Source organism: Acidovorax sp. SUPP3434 (assembly GCF_030159015.1).
Taxonomy (GTDB): Bacteria; Pseudomonadota; Gammaproteobacteria; order Burkholderiales; family Burkholderiaceae_C; genus Paracidovorax.
On the sequence record NZ_BQXL01000001.1, the window covers coordinates 513,750 to 536,366 of the forward strand.

General features: G+C 64.2%; 22 protein-coding genes and 2 tRNA genes. 17 read left to right on the forward strand and 7 right to left on the reverse strand.

Translation table 11 applies throughout. The features are described from left to right. Positions 1-36: 36 nt before the first annotated feature. Entirely contained in the window at positions 37-1,233 is a 1,197-nt protein-coding gene (locus tag AVKW3434_RS02295) for an amino acid aminotransferase (protein WP_284404005.1), read from the reverse strand. A 108-nt stretch (positions 1,234-1,341) separates the two neighbouring features. On the opposite strand from AVKW3434_RS02295, the gene uvrB reads away from it, so the two are divergent. The 16 genes from uvrB (at position 1,342) to AVKW3434_RS02375 (ending at position 13,668) form a co-directional block, all read left to right on the forward strand. Continuing rightward, positions 1,342-3,423 (forward strand): excinuclease ABC subunit UvrB, encoded by a 2,082-nt coding sequence (uvrB, locus tag AVKW3434_RS02300; RefSeq protein WP_284404007.1) that lies wholly within the window; start codon positions 1,342-1,344, stop codon positions 3,421-3,423. Positions 3,424-3,674: 251 nt separating this feature from the next. Continuing rightward, a complete protein-coding gene (gene iscR, locus AVKW3434_RS02305) occupies positions 3,675-4,211 on the forward strand; it encodes a Fe-S cluster assembly transcriptional regulator IscR (RefSeq protein WP_092739258.1) in 537 nt (178 codons plus the stop codon). Between the two features lie 132 nt (positions 4,212-4,343). Continuing rightward, positions 4,344-5,564: an IscS subfamily cysteine desulfurase gene (locus AVKW3434_RS02310; RefSeq protein WP_284404008.1), complete on the forward strand. Its 1,221-nt coding sequence runs from the start codon at positions 4,344-4,346 to the stop codon at positions 5,562-5,564. Positions 5,565-5,598: 34 nt separating this feature from the next. Next, a complete protein-coding gene (gene iscU, locus AVKW3434_RS02315) occupies positions 5,599-5,997 on the forward strand; it encodes a Fe-S cluster assembly scaffold IscU (RefSeq protein ID WP_272553075.1) in 399 nt (132 codons plus the stop codon). A gap of 15 nt (positions 5,998-6,012) precedes the next feature. After that, positions 6,013-6,336, forward strand: a complete 324-nt coding sequence (gene iscA / locus AVKW3434_RS02320) for an iron-sulfur cluster assembly protein IscA (protein ID WP_284404010.1) — start codon at positions 6,013-6,015, stop codon at positions 6,334-6,336. 66 nt (positions 6,337-6,402) lie between these two features. After that, a complete protein-coding gene (gene hscB, locus AVKW3434_RS02325; protein ID WP_284404012.1) occupies positions 6,403-6,921 on the forward strand; it encodes a Fe-S protein assembly co-chaperone HscB in 519 nt (172 codons plus the stop codon). Positions 6,922-6,998: 77 nt separating this feature from the next. Next, the gene (gene hscA / locus AVKW3434_RS02330) at positions 6,999-8,870 is read left to right on the forward strand and encodes a Fe-S protein assembly chaperone HscA (RefSeq protein ID WP_284404014.1); all 1,872 of its coding nucleotides are present in this window, start codon (positions 6,999-7,001) and stop codon (positions 8,868-8,870) included. A 16-nt stretch (positions 8,871-8,886) separates the two neighbouring features. Further along, the gene (fdx, locus tag AVKW3434_RS02335; RefSeq protein ID WP_272569129.1) at positions 8,887-9,225 is read left to right on the forward strand and encodes an ISC system 2Fe-2S type ferredoxin; all 339 of its coding nucleotides are present in this window, start codon (positions 8,887-8,889) and stop codon (positions 9,223-9,225) included. Next, complete coding sequence (gene dnaQ, locus AVKW3434_RS02340) at positions 9,225-9,953, forward strand: DNA polymerase III subunit epsilon (protein WP_272569130.1); 729 nt, start codon at positions 9,225-9,227, stop codon at positions 9,951-9,953. The genes fdx and dnaQ overlap by 1 nt, the downstream gene beginning before the upstream one ends. A gap of 25 nt (positions 9,954-9,978) precedes the next feature. Further along, a tRNA-Val gene (locus tag AVKW3434_RS02345) sits at positions 9,979-10,053 on the forward strand. 44 nt (positions 10,054-10,097) lie between these two features. Next, a tRNA-Val gene (locus AVKW3434_RS02350) sits at positions 10,098-10,172 on the forward strand. Between the two features lie 146 nt (positions 10,173-10,318). Next, positions 10,319-11,374, forward strand: a complete 1,056-nt coding sequence (locus tag AVKW3434_RS02355; RefSeq protein WP_284404593.1) for a histone deacetylase family protein — start codon at positions 10,319-10,321, stop codon at positions 11,372-11,374. Continuing rightward, positions 11,371-12,474, forward strand: coding sequence for an NAD(P)/FAD-dependent oxidoreductase (locus tag AVKW3434_RS02360; protein WP_284404017.1), 1,104 nt, complete (start codon positions 11,371-11,373; stop codon positions 12,472-12,474). The genes AVKW3434_RS02355 and AVKW3434_RS02360 overlap by 4 nt, the downstream gene beginning before the upstream one ends. A 124-nt stretch (positions 12,475-12,598) precedes the next feature. Continuing rightward, a complete protein-coding gene (locus AVKW3434_RS02365) occupies positions 12,599-12,907 on the forward strand; it encodes an ElaB/YgaM/YqjD family protein (protein WP_272553263.1) in 309 nt (102 codons plus the stop codon). A gap of 43 nt (positions 12,908-12,950) precedes the next feature. Continuing rightward, a complete protein-coding gene (locus AVKW3434_RS02370; protein ID WP_284404019.1) occupies positions 12,951-13,346 on the forward strand; it encodes a phage holin family protein in 396 nt (131 codons plus the stop codon). Positions 13,347-13,383: 37 nt separating this feature from the next. Beyond that, positions 13,384-13,668 carry a hypothetical protein gene (locus AVKW3434_RS02375; protein WP_284404021.1) on the forward strand — a complete coding sequence of 95 codons (285 nt, stop codon included), beginning with the start codon at positions 13,384-13,386 and terminating at the stop codon, positions 13,666-13,668. Between the two features lie 79 nt (positions 13,669-13,747). On the opposite strand, the gene AVKW3434_RS02380 is transcribed toward AVKW3434_RS02375, so the two are convergent. Continuing rightward, positions 13,748-14,818 (reverse strand): quinone-dependent dihydroorotate dehydrogenase, encoded by a 1,071-nt coding sequence (locus AVKW3434_RS02380; protein ID WP_284404023.1) that lies wholly within the window; start codon positions 14,816-14,818, stop codon positions 13,748-13,750. A gap of 36 nt (positions 14,819-14,854) precedes the next feature. On the opposite strand from AVKW3434_RS02380, the gene rpiA reads away from it, so the two are divergent. Next, positions 14,855-15,544: a ribose-5-phosphate isomerase RpiA gene (gene rpiA, locus AVKW3434_RS02385; protein ID WP_284404025.1), complete on the forward strand. Its 690-nt coding sequence runs from the start codon at positions 14,855-14,857 to the stop codon at positions 15,542-15,544. A gap of 116 nt (positions 15,545-15,660) precedes the next feature. Here rpiA and AVKW3434_RS02390 read toward each other — a convergent pair whose 3' ends face one another. The 5 genes from AVKW3434_RS02390 to AVKW3434_RS02410 all read right to left on the reverse strand — a co-directional run bounded on the left by AVKW3434_RS02390 (position 15,661) and on the right by AVKW3434_RS02410 (position 22,552). Continuing rightward, positions 15,661-16,296 carry a glutaredoxin domain-containing protein gene (locus tag AVKW3434_RS02390; RefSeq protein ID WP_284404027.1) on the reverse strand — a complete coding sequence of 212 codons (636 nt, stop codon included), beginning with the start codon at positions 16,294-16,296 and terminating at the stop codon, positions 15,661-15,663. 42 nt (positions 16,297-16,338) lie between these two features. Continuing rightward, positions 16,339-18,378 carry a M3 family metallopeptidase gene (locus tag AVKW3434_RS02395; RefSeq protein ID WP_284404030.1) on the reverse strand — a complete coding sequence of 680 codons (2,040 nt, stop codon included), beginning with the start codon at positions 18,376-18,378 and terminating at the stop codon, positions 16,339-16,341. Between the two features lie 58 nt (positions 18,379-18,436). Further along, entirely contained in the window at positions 18,437-19,288 is an 852-nt protein-coding gene (gene folD, locus AVKW3434_RS02400) for a bifunctional methylenetetrahydrofolate dehydrogenase/methenyltetrahydrofolate cyclohydrolase FolD (RefSeq protein ID WP_284404031.1), read from the reverse strand. Between the two features lie 82 nt (positions 19,289-19,370). Continuing rightward, positions 19,371-19,997: a response regulator transcription factor gene (locus AVKW3434_RS02405; protein ID WP_092739228.1), complete on the reverse strand. Its 627-nt coding sequence runs from the start codon at positions 19,995-19,997 to the stop codon at positions 19,371-19,373. Then, complete coding sequence (locus AVKW3434_RS02410) at positions 19,994-22,552, reverse strand: PAS domain-containing sensor histidine kinase (RefSeq protein WP_284404034.1); 2,559 nt, start codon at positions 22,550-22,552, stop codon at positions 19,994-19,996. The genes AVKW3434_RS02405 and AVKW3434_RS02410 overlap by 4 nt, the downstream gene beginning before the upstream one ends. Positions 22,553-22,617 lie beyond the last annotated feature (65 nt).

The window sequence follows — 22,617 nt, forward strand, 5'->3', positions numbered from 1 at the left end:
CCCGAAGGCGGTTTTTTGGGCGGCCGGGGCAGGGGGTCACACCACCTTGGCGATCGACTGGCAGACGTAGTCGATGTTCTTGCTGTTGAGCGCGGCCACGCACATGCGGCCGGTGTCGGTGCCGTACACGCCGAACTCGCTGCGCAGGCGCACCATCTGGTCCTTGGACAGGCCGGAGTAGCTGAACATGCCGATCTGCTGCGTGATGAACGACATGTCCTGCTTCACGCCGGCAGCCTTCAGGCCATCGACCAGCTTCTGGCGCATGGCCTTGATGCGCACGCGCATCTCGCCCAGTTCCTTTTCCCACAGCGCGCGCAGCTCGGGGTTGCCCAACACGGCCGCCACCACCGCGCCGCCGTGGATGGGCGGGTTGGAGTAGTTGGTGCGGATGGCGATCTTGAGCTGGCTCAGCACGCGGCCGGCTTCTTCCTTGTCGGCGCACAGCACCGACAGGCCGCCCACGCGTTCGCCGTACAGGCTGAAGCTCTTGCTGAACGAGGTGGACACGAAGAAATTCAGGCCGGCGGCGACGAACTTGCCGATCACCGCACCGTCTTCGGCGATGCCGTGGCCGAAGCCCTGGTAGGCCATGTCCAGGAAGGGCGTCAGGCCCTTGGCCTTGACCACCGCGATCACCTGGTCCCACTGCTCGGCCGTGATGTCGTAGCCGGTGGGGTTGTGGCAGCAGGCATGCAGCACGACGATGGTGCCGGCCGCGGCCGCGTTCAGGCTGGCCAGCATGCCGTCGAAGTTGACGCCGCGCTTGGCCGCGTCGTAGTAGGCGTAGGTATCGACCGTGAAGCCGGCGTTGGTGAACAGCGCGCGGTGGTTTTCCCAGCTGGGGTCGGAAATCAGCACCTTCGCATCGGGGCTGACCTTCTTCAGGAAGTCGGCGCCGATCTTGAGGCCGCCCGTGCCGCCGATGGCCTGCACCGTGGCCACGCGGCCGGAGGTGACGGGCTCGCTGTCCGCACCGAACACCAGGGCCTTGACCGCATTGTCATAGGCCACGATGCCGTCGATGGGCAGGTAGCCGCGGGCGGCGGGCTTTTCCATCATGGCCTTTTCGGCTGCCTGGACACATTGCAGCAGGGGCAGCTTGCCGTTGTCGTCGAAATACACACCCACGCCCAGATTGACCTTGTTGGGGTTGGTGTCCGCGTTGTATTGCTCATTCAGACCCAGGATCGGGTCGCGGGGGGCCATTTCGACGGCGGTGAACAGAGACATTGAATAGTCCTTGGAGGTTGGAAAACTGACGTTGCGCCCCAAGCTGCGATAGGCTTTCGGGTCAACCGCCGATTTTAGCGGCCCATGCAAGCGAGTCGCCCCCACACCATGCACCCAGTCATCACCGAACCCGTGACCGGCCAGTTCGTCAGCTTCGCGGACTCGCCGTTCGAGCTGTACCAGCCCTATCCCCCTGCGGGTGACCAGCCCGAGGCCATCGAAAAGCTCGTGGAAGGGGTGAGGGACGGCGAGGTCTTCCAGACCCTGCTGGGGGTGACCGGCTCCGGCAAGACGTTCACCATGGCCAACGTGATCGCGCGGATGGGGCGTCCCGCCATCGTTTTCGCGCCCAACAAGACCCTGGCCGCCCAGCTCTACAGCGAGTTCCGCGAGTTCTTCCCGAAGAACGCCGTGGAATATTTCGTGAGCTATTACGACTATTACCAGCCCGAAGCCTATGTGCCGCAGCGCGATCTCTTCATCGAGAAGGATTCCGCGATCAATGAGCACATCGAGCAGATGCGCCTGTCATGCACCAAGAGCCTGATGGAGCGGCGCGATGTGGTGATCGTGGCCACCGTGTCGGCCATCTACGGCATCGGCGAGCCCGAAAGCTACCACCGCATGGTGATGACGCTGCGCGTGGGCGACAAGCTCAGCCAGCGCGACGTGATCGGGCAGTTGATCCGCATGCAGTACCAGCGCAACGAGCAGGACTTCAGCCGCGGCAAGTTCCGCGTGCGCGGCGACACCATCGACGTGTTTCCGGCCGAGCACTCCGAGCTGGCGATCCGCATCGAGCTGTTCGACGACGAGATCGAGAGCCTGCAGCTGTTCGACCCGCTCACCGGGCGCGTCAAGCAGAAGATTCCGCGCTTCACGGTGTACCCGAGCAGCCACTACGTGACCCCGCGCGACAAGGTGCTGACGGCGGTGGAGACCATCAAGCTCGAACTGGCCGAGCGCCTGGGGCAGTTCGTGTCCGAAGGCAAGCTGGTGGAAGCGCAACGCCTGGAGCAGCGCACCCGGTTCGACCTGGAGATGCTCAGCGAAGTCGGGCACTGCAAGGGCATCGAGAACTACACCCGTCACCTGTCGGGCGCTGCGCCGGGCGATCCGCCCAGCACCCTGACGGACTACCTGCCCAGCGATGCGCTCATGTTCCTGGACGAGAGCCACCAGATGATCGGCCAGCTCAATGCCATGTACAGCGGAGACCGCTCGCGCAAGACCACGCTGGTCGAGTACGGCTTCCGACTGCCGTCCGCGCTGGACAACCGCCCGCTCAAGTTCGAGGAATTCGAGACGCGCATGCGCCAGGTGATCTTCGTGTCCGCCACCCCGGCCGACTACGAAAAGACCCATTCCGGCCAGGTGGTGGACCAGGTGGTGCGTCCCACCGGGCTGATCGATCCCGAGGTCGAAGTGCGCCCCGCCACCCACCAGGTGGACGACGTGCTGCAGGAGATTCGCATCCGCGTGGACAAGGCCGAGCGCGTGCTCATCACCACGCTGACCAAGCGGATGGCCGAGCAGTTGACCGACTACCTGAGCGACAACGGCGTGAAGGTGCGCTACCTGCACTCGGACATCGACACGGTCGAGCGCGTGGAAATCATCCGCGACCTTCGGTTGGGCGCGTTCGACGTGCTGGTGGGGATCAACCTGCTGCGAGAGGGGCTGGACATTCCCGAGGTGTCGCTGGTGGCGATCCTCGACGCCGACAAGGAAGGCTTCCTGCGGGCCGAGCGCAGCCTGATCCAGACCATCGGGCGCGCCGCGCGCAATCTGAACGGCAAGGCCATCCTCTACGCCGATCGGGTGACCGAGTCCATGAAAAAAGCCATCGGCGAAACGGAACGCCGGCGCATCAAGCAGATCGCACACAACGAGGAAAAGGGAATCACCCCCCGCAGCATCGTCAAGCAGGTGAGAGACCTGATCGACGGGGTGTACAGCGAGAAGGCCGGCAAGGATGCCGAGCGGCTGGAGCAGGAATCGATGCGCCGCGCCCAGGTGGAAGACATGTCCGAAAAGGACGTGGCCCGGGAAATCAAGCGGCTGGAAAAGCTCATGCTGGAGCATGCCCGTAACCTCGAGTTCGAACAGGCTGCCCGTGTTCGGGACCAATTGGGCCAGTTGAAATCGCAGGCGTTCGGGGCCTCCGGGGGCGACCAGGTGGCGCTGTAACGGCCAAGTTGGCGACGGTTGGGGAGAAAAGGTGACTGATGGGTTTTGTTACCCGACAAAAACAATAGGGATTTGTGCTATACTTGGGTGAAACACTCAACAAAACAGCCCAACGATGAAGGGCTCCCAAAGTCTCTTCGCTTTCAAGCGAGAGGTGCACGGAGTTAGGGGCGGAGACGGTGCCTCAGGCGGCAATCATGTTGCCTCGGGGCGTTTCTATAACGGACAAGCCTGACGACAAGGAGCTTGCGATGCGTCTCACTACCAAAGGCCGTTTTGCGGTCACTGCCATGATCGATCTGGCCCTGCGCCAGAACAATGGCCCCGTCACTTTGGCGGCAATCAGCCAGCGGCAACAAATTTCGCTCTCCTATCTGGAGCAGCTTTTCGGCAAGTTGCGCCGGCACGAACTGGTCGAATCCACCCGCGGCCCAGGCGGCGGCTACACGCTGGCCCGCAAGGCCGCGGACATCACCGTGGCCGACATCATCGTCTCGGTGGACGAGCCCATTGATGCCACCCAGTGCGGTGGCAAGGAAAATTGCCTGGGCGAAGCCGGCCGTTGCATGACGCATGAGCTGTGGGCGTCGCTCAACCAGCGCATGGTCGAGTTTCTGGACTCGGTCACGCTTCAGAAGCTGGTGGACGACCAACTGGCCAAGGGCGTTCAGATCGAAGACAAGCCCGTCGTGCGCCGTGCTATCTCGACAACGCCGGTCGTGAAGCCGATTCGCGTCAATGCACCCAACTCGGTCTTCGCGTTGGGCAACGTGTTCGCCAAGTCGTGAGTGGATGCCCGGCTTTGGCCGGGCAGTCTCACCGCCAAGTCGTGAGTGGATGCCCGGCTTTGGCCGGGCAGTCTCACACGCCGGATTTTTGATTTCTGACTCTCGCCAGCCAGACCCCTTACTGAGCCAGCCATGGACATGACCCCCCACTTTCCCATCTATCTCGACTACGGTGCCACCACGCCAGTGGACCCGAGGGTCGTGGATGCCATGATTCCGTGGTTGCGCGAGCATTTCGGCAACCCGGCCTCACGGAGCCACGCCTGGGGTTGGGAGGCGGAAGAGGCCGTTGAAAAAGCCCGTGTGGAAGTTGCTCGCCTGATCAATGCGGACCCGCGTGAGATCGTCTGGACGAGCGGAGCCACCGAGTCTAACAACCTGGCCATCAAGGGTGCAGGGCAGTTCTACAAAGGCAAGGGCAAGCACCTGATCACGGTGAAGACCGAGCACAAGGCCGTGCTGGACACCATGCGTGAGATGGAGCGCCAAGGCTTCGAAGTCACCTACCTCGACGTGCAGGAAAACGGCCTGCTCGATTTCGAGGTGCTCAAGGCGGCCATTCGCCCAGACACCATCCTGTTGAGCGTCATGTTCGTGAACAACGAAATCGGGGTGATCCAGGACCTGCCGGCGATCGGTGCCCTGTGCCGTGAAAAGGGCATCATCTTCCACGTGGATGCTGCGCAAGCCACGGGCAAGGTGGACATCGATCTTTCGACGCTGCCTGTCGATCTGATGAGTCTGGCCTCCCACAAGACATACGGCCCCAAGGGCATTGGCGCGCTGTATGTGCGGCGCAAGCCTCGCGTGCGGCTGGAAGCCCAGATGCATGGCGGCGGGCATGAGCGCGGGATGCGTTCCGGCACATTGCCGACCCATCAGATCGTGGGCATGGGCGAGGCTTTCCGCATCGCCCGCGAAGAGATGGCGCAGGACCTGGCAAAAGCCAAGGCACTGCAAAAGCGCCTGCTCGATGGTTTGCACGATATCGAACAGGTGTTTGTGAACGGCGACATGGAGCGCCGTGTGCCGCACAACCTAAACATCAGCTTCAACTACGTCGAAGGCGAGTCGCTGATCATGGGCATCAAGGGCCTGGCCGTGTCGTCGGGCTCTGCCTGCACTTCCGCCAGCCTGGAACCCAGCTACGTGTTGCGCGCTCTGGGCCGCAGCGACGAGCTGGCACACAGCAGCCTGCGCATGACGATCGGTCGCTTCACCACCGAAGAAGAGATCGACTACGCGGTATCCACCATCCGCCACAACGTGGCCAAGCTGCGCGAGTTGAGCCCTTTGTGGGAAATGTACAAGGATGGCGTTGACATCAGCGCCATCCAGTGGGCCGCGCATTGATGGCGCCGGTCAGCAGATTCAAGAGGTAAACATCATGGCTTATTCAGACAAAGTGATCGACCATTACGAGAACCCCCGCAATGTGGGCTCGTTCGACAAGGGCGACGATTCGGTGGGCACCGGCATGGTGGGCGCACCGGCCTGCGGCGACGTGATGAAGCTGCAGATCAAGGTCAACCCTGAAACCGGTGTGATCGAAGATGCCCGCTTCAAGACGTATGGCTGCGGTTCGGCGATTGCATCGTCGTCCCTGGTCACGGAATGGGTGAAAGGCAAGACGCTGGACGAGGCGGCTGCACTCAAGAATGCGGAAATTGCGCAGGAATTGGCCTTGCCTCCGGTCAAGATCCATTGCTCCATCCTGGCGGAAGACGCGATCAAGGCGGCCGTGCAAGACTACAAGGCCAAGCACACCGCTATGGCCGCTGCCTGAACGGGGCAAGGTGACATGGCGATCACATTGACCGAAGCTGCGGCCCGACATGTGAGCCGCTATCTCTCCCGTCGCGGCAAGGGCGTCGGGGTTCGGCTGGGCGTGAAGACGACGGGTTGCTCCGGTTTGGCTTACAAGCTGGAGTATGTGGACGAGCAGAGTCCGGAAGACATGGTGTTCGAAGACCATGGCGTGAAGGTGCTCATCGATCCCAAGAGCTTGGCCTACATCGATGGCACCCAGCTGGATTTCGTGCGCGAGGGGTTGAACGAAGGCTTCAAATTCAACAATCCCAATGAGCGCGACCGGTGTGGCTGCGGAGAGAGCTTCCGGGTTTGACCTTTCTATCCACGCTGGTTGCAATGAACCGCCAACGCGTTCCGTGCTGGCGGTTTTTTTCTTGACATGAACCTTCAATCCGACGACTTCGAACTCTTCGGCGTGCCACGCCAATTCGCGCAGGATCGCCCGGCCCTGGATGCCCGTTGGAAAGAGTTGCAGCGCGAAGCCCATCCTGATCGATTTGCCATGCATGGCCCCTCGGCGCAACGCCTGGCAATGCAATGGTCGGTGCGCATCAACGAGGCATACCAACGCATCAAGGACCCCCTCAAGCGCGCGGCCTATTTGTGCGAACTGGGCGGCGCGTCGATCCGGGCCGAAGACAACACGGCCATGCCCACCGATTTTCTGATGCAGCAGATGGAATGGCGCGAGGCGCTCGACGACGCGGCAGATCCCTCTTCGCTCGATGCGCTGGACCAAGCCGTTCGAGATGCGCGCGCTGCTGCGCTGCAGCGTTGTGAACAGCTTTTGGATGGGCAGCGCGACTACGCCGCCGCCGCGAACGAAGTCAGAGCCCTCATGTTCATTGCGCGATTTGCCGACGATATCGACCGCCGCAGAGACGCACTGGGACAATAGCGTCTGCCTTTATTGATTGATCGATCGAATGCATGCGGCAGCCAGTGCATGCCGCCTCCCACCTAGAAAAAGACCCCATGGCGCTTTTGCAGATTTCAGAACCCGGCCAATCTCCTGACCCGCACCAGCGGCGCATTGCCGTGGGCATCGATTTGGGCACCACCCATTCCCTGGTGGCGGCTGTGCGCAACGGCGTGGCCGAGTGCCTGCCCGACGACCAGGGCCGCGTGTTGCTGCCGTCTGTCGTTCGCTACTTGGCAGAAGGCCGCCGCCAGATCGGCTACGAAGCGATGGCAGCCCAGGCGCAGGACGCGGGCAATACCATTGCGTCGGCCAAGCGGTTCATGGGGCGCAGCCTGCAGGATATTGCCCACCCCGAAAAGCTCCCCTACGACTTTGTCGAAGCGCAGGATGAAGGCGGCGGTGGCATGGTCTCCCTGAAAACCGTGGACGGCGCCAAGTCGGCGGTGGAGGTCAGCGCGGAGATCCTGGCGACGCTGCGTTTCCGTGCCGAAGACAGTTTCGACGACGAGATTTTCGGTGCGGTCATCACCGTCCCGGCTTATTTCGATGATGCGCAGCGCCAAGCCACCAAGGACGCAGCGCGTTTGGCGGGCTTGAATCTGCTGCGGCTCATCAACGAGCCGACCGCCGCCGCCATTGCCTACGGCCTCGACAATGCCAGCGAAGGCGTCTATGCGGTGTATGACCTCGGTGGTGGCACGTTCGATGTGTCGATCCTGCGGCTGACCCAAGGGGTGTTCGAAGTGATTGCCACGGGGGGAGACTCCGCTCTGGGGGGCGACGATTACGATGCGGCGCTGGCCGATTGGGTGCTTCAGCAGCAGGGCTTGGTGGCCGTCACGGCCCAGGAGAAGGCCGCCGTTCGGCTGGCCGCACGCGCGTGCAAAGAGGCGCTCAGCGCTGCCGAGACTGCAGCCTTCGTCGCCGAGGTATCGGGCGCCAGCATCGACGTCCCCGTGCACCGTGCCGATCTGGAAGCGGCCACGGCGGCGCTCACCCAGCGTTCGATTGCGGCGGCGCGCCGCACCCTTCGCGATGCGCAGCTGTCTCCCGAGGAGGTGCAAGGCGTGGTCATGGTGGGTGGCTCCACGCGCATGCCGCAAGTGCAGCGCGCCGTGCAAGCGTTCTTCGGAACGGAGCCGCTGAACAACCTGAATCCGGACGAGGTCGTCGCACTGGGCGCAGCCCTTCAGGCAAACCAGTTGGCAGGCAACAATCCATCGGGCGACATGCTGCTGCTGGACGTGATTCCTTTGTCGCTCGGCATCGAAACCATGGGCGGGCTGGTCGAACGCATCGTGTCTCGCAACGAAACCATTCCCACCGCCAAGGCGCAGGACTTCACCACGTACAAGGACGGCCAGACCGCCCTGGCCATTCATGTGGTGCAAGGCGAACGCGATCTGGTGGCGGATTGCCGGAGCCTGGCGCGGTTCGAGCTGCGTGGCATTCCACCGATGGCCGCAGGCGCGGCCAGAATCCGGGTCACGTTCACCGTCGATGCCGATGGCTTGCTCAACGTGAGCGCGAAAGAGCAGGGCAGTGGCATCGAAGCGCGCGTCGACGTCAAGCCTTCCTACGGCCTGTCGGACGACCACATTGCACGCATGTTGCAGGAAGGCTTTGCAACGGCCGCGCAGGACATGCGGGCCCGGTCGCTGGTCGAGGCGCGGGTGGATGCCGACCGCATGTTGATGGCCACCCGCAGTGCGCTGGATGCCGATGCCGATCTGCTCGAAACCGACGAACGCAAAACCATTGAAGCGCTGATGCTGGCCCTGCAGCAGGCGCGTGAACTGGACGACGCGGCAGCGATCGAGGCGGCGACCCAGGCCTTGGCCCACGGGACCGAGGCATTCGCCGCGCACCGCATGAATCGCGGTATCCAGCAGGCCCTTGGCGGCAAGAACGTGCAAACCCTTTAAACGACGATCCAGCCCCATGCCCGTCATCAAAATACTGCCCCATCCCGAGTACTGCCCCGCGGGCGCCGACATCACCGCGCCTTCCGGTACCTCGATCTGCGAAGCCTTGCTCGACAACGGCATCAAGATCGAACACGCTTGCGACATGAGCTGTGCCTGCACGACCTGCCATGTGATCGTGCGCGCTGGAGGGGCTTCCCTCAACGAGGCCGAAGAGGAAGAAGAGGATCTGCTCGACCGCGCCTGGGGCCTGGAGCCACAGTCGCGCCTGAGTTGCCAGGCGATTCTTGCCCAGAGCGACGTGACGGTGGAGATCCCCAAGTACACCATCAACCACGCCAAGGAGAACCACTGATGTCGCGTCAGATCGTTCTGGACACGGAAACCACCGGCCTGTCGGCCGAAGGCGGCGACCGCATCATCGAACTAGGATGTGTGGAACTGCTGAACCGCAAGCTCACCGGCAACAACCTGCACCTGTATTTCAATCCAGGGCGCGACAGCCATGAAGACGCGCTCAAGGTGCACGGCATCAGCAACGAATTCCTGCGGGACAAGCCGAAGTTTGCGGAGATGGCCGACGACATCCTGCAGTACCTGCAGGGTGCGGAAATCATCATCCACAACGCGGCCTTCGACGTGGGCTTCCTCAACAAGGAACTGGAACTGACGGGCCGCCCGGGCTTCAAGACGTACGTCGAAAGCGTGACCGACACGCTGGTGATGGCCAAGGAGATGTTCCCTGGCAAGCGCAATTCGCTGGATGCCCTGTGCGACCGGCTCGGCGTCGACAATTCCGGCCGCACGCTGCACGGCGCGCTGCTGGATGCGGAACTGCTGGCTGATGTCTACATCAACCTGACGCGCGGGCAGGACCCGTTGCTGATCTCTGACGAAGAAAGCGACACCAAGTCCGGCATTCGTGTGGCGCCGATCGATCTGAGCGCGCTGGTGTTGCAGGTGCTCACCGCCAGCGAGCAGGAATTGTCGTTGCACGAAGAGACGCTGGCCCACATCGATAAAGCCAGTGGTGGAAAAACAATTTGGCGAATTGAGTCTTCGGTCGAAAAAGCTGTGCAATAATCATGGGCTTGTCGCAAGACAACACGGGTGATTAGCTCAGCGGTAGAGCACTGCCTTCACACGGCAGGGGTCACATGTTCGATCCATGTATCACCCACCAGTGTTTTTTTGAATCAGAAGTGCGTTGTGCATGGCTGATTCAATGGGTGATTAGCTCAGCGGTAGAGCACTGCCTTCACACGGCAGGGGTCACATGTTCGATCCATGTATCACCCACCACATCAACCCCTGCAGGCTTTGTCTGCAGGGGTTTTTTGTTGCCTGCTTCGCGATGGATGGGGCCTCGCCGGATGCCCGCCACCAACGCGTTCGGCTCGCTGCGTTCGGCCACAATCGATGGTTTCGATTCCCGAGGCCGCCAGACGATGCTCACCTTTCACAATCCCCTGCACAACGCCCATGCCCCGGTGCATGAGTTCTTTCGCGGCGAACGGGTGCCGTGCTTCGAGAAGCCGGCGCGCCAGGATTATGTCGAGCAGCGTCTGAAAGAGTGTGGCCACGCGCTCTTGGCACCCAATATCGACAGCACTGCCGTGTTGAAGCAAATTCATGCGGAGCGGTATCTGTCGTTCCTGCAGACCGCGTGGCAGCAGTGGCTGGCGCAAGACCCGGCGAATGCCGCTGTGCAGCCGTTTCCCTCCGTGTGGCCGGTTCGCACCTTGCGGTCGGACATCGAACCCGCGAATTTCACAGCGCGCTATGGTCTGTATTCCATGGACAACGGGACTCCGCTGGCCGAAGGCACCTGGGCCGCGGCCAAGGCGGGCGCGGACGCGGCTGCCAGTGCCGCGTCCGCGGTGGCCAGCGGTGCCGCGGGTGCATCGTTTTGCGTGACGCGGCCGCCCGGCCACCATGCGGGGCCGGACTTCATGGGAGGCTACTGTTTCCTCAACAATGCGGCCGTCGCAGCCCAGACGCTGCGCAACTCCGGCATGCCTCGCGTGGCGGTGCTGGATGTGGATTACCACCACGGCAATGGCACCCAAAGCATTTTCTACGAGCGTTCGGACGTGCTGTTCATCAGCATCCATGGCGACCCAATGACTGAATACCCTTTTTATCTGGGCCATGCGGACGAGACCGGCCACGGTGCTGGTGCGGGCTTTAACCTGAATCTGCCGCTGCCCGCTGGCATCGGGTTCGACGCATGGTTTGCCGCGTTGGAAAAGGCCTGCACGGCCATCCTGGCTTACGGGCCGCAGGCGGTGGTGGTCTCCCTGGGCTTGGATACGTTCGAGGGGGATCCCATCTCGCGCTTCTCCTTGGCATCCCAGGACTTTTCTCGAATCGGGCAGCGCCTGGCACAACTGAACCTACCGACCGTGTTCGTGCTGGAAGGCGGCTATGCCGCCGCAGAGCTGGGTCTCAACGCAGTGAACGTGATCGATGGGTTCGAAGCGCAAGGCAGGCAGTCATCATGACCGAGTCGGTGGATTGCGTTGTCGTTGGCGCGGGGGTGGTGGGCCTGGCCGTTGCGCGCGCCCTGGCCCTGCGGGGCCGCGAGGTGCTGGTGCTCGAAGCCGCCAATGCGATTGGCACGGGAACCAGCTCCCGCAACAGCGAAGTGGTGCATGCGGGGATCTACTACCCCCCAGGATCGCTCAAGGCCCGGCTGTGCGTGCAGGGCCGCGACATGCTCTACGCGTATTGCGAGGCAAGGGGCATCGCGCACCGGCGCTGCGGCAAGCTGATCGTTGCCACGTCGGACGAGCAGCGGGCATCGCTGGAAAGCATCCAGCAAAAGGCGCATGCCAATGGCGTCACCGACCTGCAATGGCTGACGCGGGAGCAGGCCCGGGCGTTGGAGCCCGCGCTGGAATGCGTGGCCGCATTGCTGTCGCCCAGCACCGGCATCGTGGACAGCCATGCCTTCATGCTCTCGCTCCAAGGCGATCTGGAGAACCAGGGTGACATCGTGGCACTGAATTCGCCTCTGGCGCATGCAGTACTAGGGGGTGATGCTATCGTTTTGGAAGCGAGCGACGGTACGCGCTTGAGTGCCCGCACGCTGGTGAATGCCGCAGGCCTGCAGGCGCCCGATCTGGCCAAGCGGTTCCATGGCATCGATCCGCGCCATGTGCCAACGGCCCGGTACGCGAAGGGCAGTTACTTCACGTTGACGGGTGCATCGCCGTTTTCCCGCTTGATCTACCCCGTTCCCGAAGCGGCTGGCCTGGGCGTGCACCTGACACTGGACATGGGACACCAAGCCAAGTTCGGTCCCGACGTGGAGTGGGTGGGCTCGGCCGACGACCTGTCGGTCGATCCTGCGCGCGGCGAGGCGTTCTATGCGGAGGTTCGCCGGTACTGGCCCGGCCTGCGGGATGGCGCTCTGGTGCCTGGCTATGCAGGCATTCGGCCCAAGATCCACGGGCCGGGCGAGCCCGCAGCGGACTTTTGCATCCAAGGCCCTGAAACGCATGGCATGGGTGGGCTCATCCAGCTGTTCGGCATCGAGTCGCCAGGCCTTACCAGTGCGCTGGCGTTGGGCGAGCATGTCGCAGATCAAGTCTCCCGCTGACTTTCTCATCCAAGCGGCCATGGCCTACGGCCGTATGTAAAGCGTGTGACTAAGATGGGGCATCCGCCTACAGTCCGGCTGTATGGGGCGGATTACCTTTATTCCATGCTATGAAAGGCTCTTCATGACTTCTGCATCCAACACGCTTTCTTCCGCGCAAAACGAACTGGAAAAGCTGGTCTCTGACTTGCGTGGCCTTTTGTCCAGCAAGGACCTGGACAGCGTTCCGGAAATCAAGCAACTGCGCCAGCGCCTGGACGATGGCATCCACTCGGTGCGTGACTCCGCTGTGCGCGCTGCCCAGGATGCCGCCTACCAAGCCAAGGAAGCCGCCCGCGCCGCTGACCAATACGCCCATGACGAACCTTGGCGTGTGGCCACCGCTGCCCTGGCAGCAGGTGCCTTGGTCGGCTTCTTGCTGGCTCGCCGCTGATCCCCGTTAAAAACAATGACCTGATGGCTCAAGAGAGGCTCGCATGAATTGGTTGGCACTTCTGGGATTGGACGGCTGGGTTGCGCGATGGCGCGCTGCCGTCATCGAAGGGGCCATTGCTGCGGAAGACCGGCTGGATCTGGTGAGGCTCGAATGGGCCGAACAGAAGCGGCGCTTGGGCTTGATGGTCATGCTGGTGGTTGCCGTGGGCGGTCTCACGGTCGTCACCCTGGTGCTCGCGTCACTCGCCGTGCTGGTGCAATTTTGGGATTCACCCCAGCGCACGATGGTGGGCTGGCTGGTGGCGGGCACTTGGCTGGTGCTGTGGGCCGGTGCCTTGATCGGATTGATCTCGGTGGCCAAGCAGGCGGGCAACGCTTTCGTGCTGACGCGGCAAGAACTGGCCCAGGATTGGCGTGATATCAAGGAAAGGCTCTGAACCCATGACTTCCACATCGCAAGATGGATCCGCTTCCTTGAGTGATCGCCAGCAAAAGGTTTTAGAGCGCATCGCCATGCAACGTCAGCGCGTGCGCGCACGGCGCGCCGCCCGGTCGCAGGCCATGCAGGTGCAGGCCGCACAAGACCAACGGCAAGCTGCTGACTCAGACACTTCGATGACCATCCGGCTGCTCGCCTTCGCGCGATCGCATCCTGCCGCCATTGCCGTGGTGGCCGGACTGGCGGTGGTGGCGGGGCCGGCCCGGCTGATTCGGTGGGCGAGTCTGGCCATGCCGCTGATCATGCAAATGCGGCGTTGAGGCCGCGCGTCGCACGCGTCGTAGCCTTGAAAGCGTAAAAAATTAGAAAGGACCCTCTTGGGTCCTTTTTGTATTGGCTTCAGCGCATGGCCTTGATCGCGCGGGCTGCCTGCGGAACCAGCGAAGGGCCTTGATAGATGAGGCCGGTGTATATCTGCACCACATCGGCGCCCGCCTTGATCTTGCTCACGGCGTCGTCCGCACTCAGAATGCCGCCCACGCCGATGATCGGAAATTGCGGCCCCAATGCCTGCCGCAATTGGCGGATTACCCGATTGCTGGCTTCCAGCACCGGCGCGCCGCTGAGCCCGCCGGTTTCCTCGGCATGCTGCATTCCCTTGACGGCATCGCGGGCGATTGTGGTGTTGGTGGCCACGACGCCGTCCATCCCGTGGCGCTGCAGCGTCGCCGCAATCAGCTCAACCTGAGCCGCGTCCAGATCGGGGGCGATCTTGACGAACACCGGTACGCGGCGCGGAGCGCCCTGTGCGTTGGCATGGCGCTGGGCAAGGGCTTCCCGCCGCTCGGCAATGGCGCCGAGCAGCGCGTCCAAGGCTGCATCGCTCTGCAGGGCGCGAAGATTCTGCGTGTTCGGTGAACTGATGTTCACCGTGACATAGTCGGCGTGGGGATAGACGCCGTCCAGGCAGGTTAAGTAGTCCGCAGTGGCGTTCTCGATCGGCGTGGTGGCGTTCTTCCCGATGTTCAATCCCAGCAGCATGGGGTGTTTGCGCGCCTGGGTGCGAAAGCGCGCCTGCTGCACGTTGTGCAGGAAAGCGTCCAGCCCTTCGTTGTTGAATCCCAAGCGGTTGATGAGCGCATTGGCCTGCGGCAGCCGGAACATGCGCGGTTTGGGATTGCCCGGCTGGCCCTTGGGCGTGACGGTGCCGACCTCGACGAAACCGAAGCCCATGGCACCCAGTGCGTCGATGCAGCGGGCGTTCTTGTCCAGGCCCGCGGCCAACCCTACCCGGTTGGGAAAGGTCAGGCCTGCCAGCGTCACGGGGTCGTCCACGGTGTCGTTGCACCAGGCCCATTGCAAGGGCGTGCGTTGGCCGCGCGACAGCATGTCCATGGTCATGTCGTGGGCGGCTTCGGCATCCATGCCGAAAAGAAGAGGGCGGGCGAGGGCGTAGGGGATCAAGGACATGGGGATAATTCGGTGAACTACTCCCGATTTTCCCCCATGACGACACCTTCACCCCTCACCCAAGAAGAACTCAAGGCCCTGGTCGGCCAAGCGGCCCTGCAATACGTCGTGCCCGACGAGATCGTCGGCGTCGGCACCGGCTCCACGGTGAACCATTTCATCACCGCGCTGGCCACCATCAAAGACCGCATCCGGGGCGCCGTGTCCAGCTCCGAAGCCAGCACCCAGCGGCTGAAAGCCTTGGGGATTCCCGTGTTCGATGCGAATGAAGTCGAGTCCCTGGCGGTCTACATCGACGGCGCCGACGAGATCGACGGGCGGGGCCACATGGTCAAGGGTGGCGGCGCTGCGCTCACGCGCGAAAAGATCGTGGCGGCGCTGGCCCGGCAGTTCGTGTGCATTGCCGACGAGTCGAAGCGGGTGGATGCACTGGGCCAGTTTCCGTTGCCCGTGGAAGTGATTCCCATGGCGGCGCAGCAGATCACCCGCCGCTTCGCGGCCCTGGGCGGCCAAGCCACGCTGCGCCAGAAAGACGGCGCGCCTTTGGTGACGGACAACAAGCAGCACATTCTGGATGTGCGTGGCCTGCGCATCACCGATCCACTGGCTTTCGAGTCTGAGGTGAACCAATGGCCGGGCGTCGTGACCGTGGGCGTGTTCGCGCACCAGAAAGCCCATGTGTGCCTGCTGGGCACGGCGCAGGGCGTGCGCACCGTTCAATACTGAACACCCTCAGGGCCGGGCCGCCGCCGGCCTGATGGCCCGGTACCGAATGGCACTGCAGACCGTGTTGCAATCTGCGGGAGTGACGCCGCGCCCGGCCTGCAGTGCCGGATGTTGCGTCAGAACGTGATGCCTGCCGGGTTGCTTGGCGTTCTGCCACCATTGCCGCTTGGTGCGGCGGGGCGCGGTGCTTCCGACGGCGCGGCAGGTGCCGCCGCCGCTGCGGGGGCTGCCGGCTTGGCCGCGACCATCGGCGCCGCGGGGGCGCGGCGATAGTTCGGAGGTAGCTGCGATTGCTTGGGGTAGCCTGCCGCGTCGAGGTACTGCCCCCACTCGCTGTCCGAAAAGCCCACGAGCTGTTGCGAGCCGATGGTACCGAACGGCAGATTGGTCGAGCCGCTGAGGCGCTTGAGCGCATCGGCGTCTTCTTCGGTGTTCACGGTGCGTTCGGTGAACGGCACGCCGCGGTTCACCAGCAGGTTGCGCGCACTCACGCATGGCGTGCAGTCGTTGCCGGTATAGAGCGTGACCGGGAAACGGGTGGCGACCTGCTGCAGTTCATAAGGCAGGGCCGGGCCGCTGGCGCGTCCGCCGCCGACCTGGGCCGGTGGCGTCTTGGCATCGGGTGCGCGGTCCGAGAAGGTCACCTTGCCATCGGGGCCGACGATGCGGTACACCTGCTGTGCCTGGGCGGGCAGGGCGGTCACGGCCAGGAAGGTCGAAGCCAGCGCGAGGGCGAAGAGCGGTTGCTTCATGTCGTAGGACTCCAAAGGGAACAGTCTCGGGTATCGATGGGCTCAGGCGTTTCCGGCCATGCCCTGGTGGCGCAGCAGCGCATCCAGGCTGGGCGCGCGGCCGCGGAACGCCTTGAACGACTCCATGGCCGGACGGCTGCCGCCCGCTTCCAGAATGGCCTGGCGGTAGCGGCGCCCGGTCTCGGCGCTGGGCAGGCCGTCCACGCCGGCCGTCTCTTCGAACGCGGCGTAAGCGTCCGCGCTGAGCACTTCGGCCCATTTGTAGCTGTAGTAGCCTGCGGCATACCCGCCTGCGAAGATGTGGCTGAAGGTGTGGGCGGTGCGGCTGAAGGCTGGCGGTGTCAGCACCGACACCTCGCTGCGGACCTGGGCCAGCAAGGGCATGAAGTCCTGCGACGGGTCGTGCGAGGTGTGCAACAGCATGTCGAACAGCGCGAATTCGATCTGCCGCAGCGTGCCCATGCCGCTCTGGAAATTCTTCGCCGCGATCATCTTGTCGAACAGCGCGCGCGGCAGCGGCTCGCCAGTTTCCACATGGGCGGTCATGTGCTTGAGCACGTCCCACTCCCAGCAGAAGTTTTCCATGAACTGGCTGGGCAACTCGACCGCATCCCATTCGACGCCGCTGATGCCCGAGACATCGCGCTCGTTGATCTGGGTGAGCATGTGGTGCAGGCCGTGGCCGAACTCGTGGAACAGCGTGATGACGTCGTCATGGGTCAGCAGCGGCGGCGCACCGTTCACGCCTTCGGCGAAGTTGCACACCAGGTGAGCCACGGGCGTTTGCAGTTTGCCCGTGTCGGGGCGCAGCCAGCGGGTGCGCACATCGTCCATCCAGGCGCCGCCGCGTTTGCCGTTGCGCGCTGGCTGGTCCAGGTAGAACTGGCCCACGAGCTCCGTGCCGCGCTCGATGCGGTAGAACTCCACGGCCGGGTTCCAGACGGGCGCGCTGTCGCGGCGAATGGCCACTTCGAACAGCGTCTCAACGATCTTGAACAGGCCGGCCAGAGCCTTGGGCGCGGTGAAATACTGTTTGACCTCCTGCTCGCTGAAGGCGTAGCGCGCTTCCTTGAGCTTCTCGGAGATGTAGGGCCAGTCCCAGGCCTGCGGATCGGCAATGCCGAGATCCTTCGCGGCGAACTCGCGCATGTCGGCAATGTCTTTTTCGGCGTAGGGCCGGGCACGGCGGGCCAGGTCGCGCAGGAAGTCGATCACCTCCTGGGGCGAGTCGGCCATCTTGGCGACGACCGACACCTCGCCGAAATTGGCGTAGCCCAGCAGTTGCGCCTCTTCTTTACGCAGTGCGAGGATTTCGCGGATGAGGGCGCTGTTGTCGAAGCGTTTGGCATCGCCTTCGGCCTGGTCCGAGGCGCGGGTGACATAGGCGCGGTACAGCGTTTCGCGCAGGGCGCTGCTGCGGGCGAACTGCATCACCGGCAGATAGCAAGGCATCTTGAGGGTGAGCTTGTAGCCGGCCTTGCCCTCGGCTTGCGCCGCGGCCAGTGCGGCCTGCTTCACGTCGTCGGGCAGCCCGTCGAGCTCGTCTTCCCGGGCGTAGTAGGCGAAGGCGTCGGTGGCGTCGAGCGCGTTTTCGCTGAACTTCTGGCTGAGTTCCGCCTGGCGCTCCTGGATCTGCGCGAAGCGTTCGCGCGCCGCGCCCTGCAGTTCGGCGCCCGACAGCACGAAGTTGCGCACGGCGTTGCGCAAGGCCTGGCGCTGCTCTGTGTTCAGCGTCTGCGGATCGATGGCCTTGTACTTGGCATACAGGCGTTCATCGGCGCCCAGGCGGGTCCAGAACTCGGTGACGCGGGGCAGGGCCTCGTTGTAGGCCGCGCGCAGTTCGGGGGTGTCGGCCACGCTGTTGAGGTGGCTCACCGCGCCCCAGGAGCGGCCCAGCGCTTCCGTCGCGACATCCAGCACCTCGGCGATCGATTCCCATCGCGCCGGAAAGTCGGGCGCCGTGACGGTTTCCAGTGCCGCGCTCGCACGTTGCAGCAGCACATCGACCGCCGGAGCCACGTCGCTGGGCTGGATGCGGTCGAACAGGGGGAGGTCGGAGGGGGCGAGGAGGGGATTGCTCATGCGCGGATAGATGGCGTTGGATGGGTCAGGTTCAAGCCGGCCGTGGCAGCAAAAATGGTCAGGCGGCTGCGCGCTCCGCGGCTTCGAGCGTGTTGACGAGCAGCATGGTGATGGTCATGGGGCCGACGCCGCCGGGCACGGGCGTGATCCAGCCGGCCACCTCGCTCACGCCGGCAAAGTCCACGTCTCCGCAGAGCTTGCCTTCGTCGTTGCGGTTCATGCCCACGTCGATCACTACCGCGCCGGGCTTGACCATGTCGGCCGTGAGCACGTTGCGCTTGCCCACGGCGGCCACGATCACGTCCGCCTGAAGGGTCTGCGCCTTCAAATCTTGCGTGGCGCTGTGGCACACGGTCACGGTGGCGTTCTTTTGCAGCAGCATGAGCGCCATCGGCTTGCCCACGATGTTGCTGCGGCCGATGACCACCGCATGCTTGCCCTGCAGCGAGTAGCCGATGGATTCGAGCATCTTCATGCAGCCATAGGGCGTGCAGGGCCAGAAACCGGGGATGCCAGTCATGAGCGCGCCGGCGCTGGCGATGTGAAAGCCGTCCACGTCCTTGGCGGGCGAGATCGCCTCGATGACCTTCTGCGCGTCGATGTGCGCGGGCAGCGGCAACTGCACCAGGATGCCGTGGATGGCCGGGTCGTTGTTCAGGGCCTCGACGCGGGCGAGCAGCTCGGCCTCGCTCATCGTGGCATCGTACTTTTCCAGCACCGAATGCAGCCCGCTGTCCTCGCAGGCCTTGACCTTGTTGCGCACGTAGACCTGGCTGGCAGGGTTGTCGCCCACCAGCACCACGGCCAGGCCGGGGACGGTGCCGCGCGCTTTCAGGGCAGCGGCGCGCTGGGCCACTTCGGTGCGCAGTTGGCGGGAGAGGGCGTTGCCGTCGATCAGTTGGGCTGTCATTCGTCGAGAAACTCAGGTTGGCAATGAAAACGGCTGCCTGCCGGCGGTTTGATTGTGCTGGCAGCTATCAAATCAGGAGCAATCAGCCTTTGGGCGCGTTCTGGCCGAGGGCGATCTTGAGCAGGTCGGCCACGGTGTTGGCGTTCAGCTTTTCCATGATGTTGGCGCGGTGCGCCTCCACGGTCTTGATGCTGATGCCCAGGTCGTCGGCGATCTGCTTGTTCAGGCGGCCAGCGACGATGCGCTCCAGCACCTGGGCTTCGCGGCCGGTGAGCTTGGACAGCAGGGCGTCGCGGCTGGCGGCCTGCTGGTGGCCGGCGAAGGATTCGCGTGCCCGGTCGAGCATGCGGTCCACCAGGCCCACGAGCTCTTCCTCGTTGAACGGTTTCTGGATGAAATCGAGGGCGCCTTTCTTCATGGTGTTCACGGCCATGGGCACGTCGCCGTGGCCAGTGATGAAGACGACGGGCAGGGGGGACTTGCGTTCGAGGAGCCGGTCCTGCAATTCCAGGCCCGTCATGCCGCCCATGCGGATGTCGACGATGAGGCAGGCGACTTCGCGGGGGTCGTAGCGCGAGAGGAAGGATTCCGCCGAATCAAAGCAGCGCACCCGATAGTCCTTGCCTTCCAGTAACCACTGCAGGGAGTCGCGGACGGCCTCGTCGTCATCCACGACGTAGACGGTGCCTTTTTTCGGAATCAAGCTCATGCAGGGGTCCTTGGATGTGATGCGTTTGCTACAGAATTCGTAGTGGCATCCGCAGGCTGCGCCAGCGGAAGCCAGAAGGAGAACCGGCAGCCGGTGACCTCCGGGCCATTGTAGAGGTTCTCCGCCTGCATCCTCCCCTGGTGGGACTCGACGATGCTGCGGCACAGGTTCAGGCCCATGCCCATGCCTTCCTGCTTGGTGGAGAAGAAGGCCTCGAACAGGTGCTCCAGCACTTCGGGGGCCAGGCCCTTGCCGGTGTCCTGCACCGTGAACTCGATCACCTCGCGGCCTTCGACCTGGCGGGGCACCACGCGCAGCTCCACGCTGCGCCGGGGCGGCGGGCGCTGGGCGTGCTCGATGGACTCGGCGCCGTTCTTCATCAGGTTGACCAGCACCTGCTCGATCAGGATGGTGTCGGCCATCACCTGGGGCAGCCGCGCCGCCACGTAATGGGTCAGGCGCACGTTGTGCCGGCGCAGTTCGATGTCGGCCAGCTCCACCGCCTCGCTCACCATGGTGGGGACGTCCGCCAGGGCCCGGTTGGGCTCGCTGCGCTTCACGAAGGCGCGGATACGCTGGATGATCTGGCCCGCGCGCTGCGCCTGGTGGGCGGTCTTTTGCAGCGCGGACAGCAGCGCCTCTTCGGTGATCTGGCCGCTCTCGATGCGCGAGACCATGCCGCTGCAGTAGTTGCTGATGGCGGTGAGCGGCTGGTTCAGTTCGTGCGCCACGCTGGAGGCCATCTCGCCCATGGTGATGAGCCGGCTGACCGACTGCGCGCGCTCGGCCTGCCGTGCGGCCTGCTCCTCGGCCTGGCGGCGCGGCGTGATGTCGGTGGCGATCACCATCTGCGCCAGGCGCCCGTCCACCCAGTTCAGGTAACGTGATCGCACTTCGAGCCACTTGCCCAGGTCGGGCAAGTAGATCTCGGCGTTTTCCGACCGGGCGCTGGTGAGCGGATCGGTGGGCAGGCCCATCAGCCCGTCCTCGTCGTCCATGCCGCGCTCGCTCGATGTGGTGGTGGGCAGCACGCCCGCCTGCGCCACCAGTTGCAGGTGCCCGCCGGTCTGGGAGCCGAACCACTGGCGGTACAGCTTGTTGGCGAACAGCAGTTCCTCGCTGCCCAGCGGCGCGACCGATACCGAGGCATCGAGCGACTCCAGCACGATGGTGAAGCGCTCGTGCGATGCGGACAGCTGCTCGCGAACGCGGTTGGGCTCGGTGATGTCGGTCATCGACGTCATCCAGCCGGTCTGGTGGCCATGGGCGTCGATCAGGGGCGAGACATACAGGCGCGCGTCGAACAGCGTGCCGCTCTTGCGCTTGACCCGCACCTGGAATCCGCCCAGCGTGACCTTGCCGCTCAGTTCGTCGCGCAGCTTGGCGTGCAGCGCTTCGTGGTCGCTCTCGGGCCAGTAGGTGTAGGGCGGCGACTGGCCCACCAGATCAGCCTCGTTCCAGCCCGTCATCTGGCAGAACGCGGCGTTCACGTAGGTGATGCGCCCTTGCATGTCCAGGGCGCGCATGCCGGTGAGGATGGAGTTCTCCATCGCCCGGCGGAAGTTGGTTTCGGCCACCAGCGCCTGCTGGGCCTGCATGCGCCGGCGCGTGTGGCGCCAGGTGGCGATCAGCAGCCAGGCCGTCATGGCGCTCAGCGTGCCGACCAGCCAGAACAGCCCGCTGCCCACCACGCCGAGCGACGTGCGATAGGCCTGTGCGCGCAGCACCAGGCCGTTGCCCACGGGCGAGACCGGCACCTCGTATTCGTTGGCGCGCGCGGTCCACGGCAGCAGCCCGGAGGCGCTGCGCGGCGTGAGCGCGCTGCCCGCCAGCACTTGGTCGTGCCCATCCAGCATGGTGACGGCGTAGCGCGCCAGCACCTCGGTCGGCGTGCCGTAGCGCAGCAGGCTGTCGATGGAGTATTCCGCCAGCACCACGCCGGTGAACTTGCCCTGCGCGGCCAGCGGCACCTGCAGCTGCAGCAGCGGGGCGGTTTCGCCTTCGGTGCCGTTGGGCTGGGCGTACACGGGCTGCTGCAGGTCCCGGGCGAGGCTGAAGGTATCGGCGGTGTCGCCGTTCTTGAGCACCTCGCCCGCCACGCGCAACTGGCCGCTGGTGACGGTGGGCGCCGCATGGCTGGCGCGGATGCGACGGCGGTCGTCGATCCAGCTGATGGCCTGCAGTTCAGGGTACTGGCTGATGAGGCCTTCGGCACGCGCCACGAAGTCGGCGCGCTCCAGGTCCTGGTTGGAGAGGTCGCGCGCGATGCGCATGATCTGCTCCTGCCGCTCCAGCAGGCGCAGCCGCACGCGCTGCTGCGCGTATTCCACGTCGCGCTTGAGGGCTTCCTGCTCGCGCTCGCCTTCTTCCATGCGCAAATACCAGAACGCCGCCACGATGGCCGCCAGGAACATCAGCACGGCGGCCAGTGGCGCCAGGGCCGCGAAGCGGTCCTGGCGGGTGGGGGAGAGGCTGCGCCACCAGGTGCGCCACCAGCGCACGGGGGCGACCACAGCGGGCCCGGTGGCCGGGGGCGGAGAAGGCGGACGTTCCATGGGCGGAGTGTAGGGGAGCACTGGAGGCCTGCTTCCGGTATGAAAAATGTGCACTTGCAGCAATA

Coding starts and splice junctions, on each gene's coding strand:
- AVKW3434_RS02395 (WP_284404030.1), bottom strand. CDS start 18,378: ATGAGCAATCCCCTCCTCGCCCCCTCCGACCTCCCCCTGTTCGACCGC.
- fdx (WP_272569129.1), top strand. CDS start 8,887: ATGCCCGTCATCAAAATACTGCCCCATCCCGAGTACTGCCCCGCGGGC.
- hscA (WP_284404014.1), top strand. CDS start 6,999: ATGGCGCTTTTGCAGATTTCAGAACCCGGCCAATCTCCTGACCCGCAC.
- hscB (WP_284404012.1), top strand. CDS start 6,403: ATGAACCTTCAATCCGACGACTTCGAACTCTTCGGCGTGCCACGCCAA.
- iscA (WP_284404010.1), top strand. CDS start 6,013: ATGGCGATCACATTGACCGAAGCTGCGGCCCGACATGTGAGCCGCTAT.
- AVKW3434_RS02365 (WP_272553263.1), top strand. CDS start 12,599: ATGACTTCTGCATCCAACACGCTTTCTTCCGCGCAAAACGAACTGGAA.
- folD (WP_284404031.1), bottom strand. CDS start 19,288: ATGACAGCCCAACTGATCGACGGCAACGCCCTCTCCCGCCAACTGCGC.
- AVKW3434_RS02310 (WP_284404008.1), top strand. CDS start 4,344: ATGGACATGACCCCCCACTTTCCCATCTATCTCGACTACGGTGCCACC.
- AVKW3434_RS02410 (WP_284404034.1), bottom strand. CDS start 22,552: ATGGAACGTCCGCCTTCTCCGCCCCCGGCCACCGGGCCCGCTGTGGTC.
- AVKW3434_RS02370 (WP_284404019.1), top strand. CDS start 12,951: ATGAATTGGTTGGCACTTCTGGGATTGGACGGCTGGGTTGCGCGATGG.
- AVKW3434_RS02355 (WP_284404593.1), top strand. CDS start 10,319: ATGCTCACCTTTCACAATCCCCTGCACAACGCCCATGCCCCGGTGCAT.
- iscR (WP_092739258.1), top strand. CDS start 3,675: ATGCGTCTCACTACCAAAGGCCGTTTTGCGGTCACTGCCATGATCGAT.
- iscU (WP_272553075.1), top strand. CDS start 5,599: ATGGCTTATTCAGACAAAGTGATCGACCATTACGAGAACCCCCGCAAT.
- AVKW3434_RS02380 (WP_284404023.1), bottom strand. CDS start 14,818: ATGTCCTTGATCCCCTACGCCCTCGCCCGCCCTCTTCTTTTCGGCATG.
- AVKW3434_RS02360 (WP_284404017.1), top strand. CDS start 11,371: ATGACCGAGTCGGTGGATTGCGTTGTCGTTGGCGCGGGGGTGGTGGGC.
- AVKW3434_RS02295 (WP_284404005.1), bottom strand. CDS start 1,233: ATGTCTCTGTTCACCGCCGTCGAAATGGCCCCCCGCGACCCGATCCTG.
- AVKW3434_RS02390 (WP_284404027.1), bottom strand. CDS start 16,296: ATGAAGCAACCGCTCTTCGCCCTCGCGCTGGCTTCGACCTTCCTGGCC.
- AVKW3434_RS02405 (WP_092739228.1), bottom strand. CDS start 19,997: ATGAGCTTGATTCCGAAAAAAGGCACCGTCTACGTCGTGGATGACGAC.
- rpiA (WP_284404025.1), top strand. CDS start 14,855: ATGACGACACCTTCACCCCTCACCCAAGAAGAACTCAAGGCCCTGGTC.
- uvrB (WP_284404007.1), top strand. CDS start 1,342: ATGCACCCAGTCATCACCGAACCCGTGACCGGCCAGTTCGTCAGCTTC.
- dnaQ (WP_272569130.1), top strand. CDS start 9,225: ATGTCGCGTCAGATCGTTCTGGACACGGAAACCACCGGCCTGTCGGCC.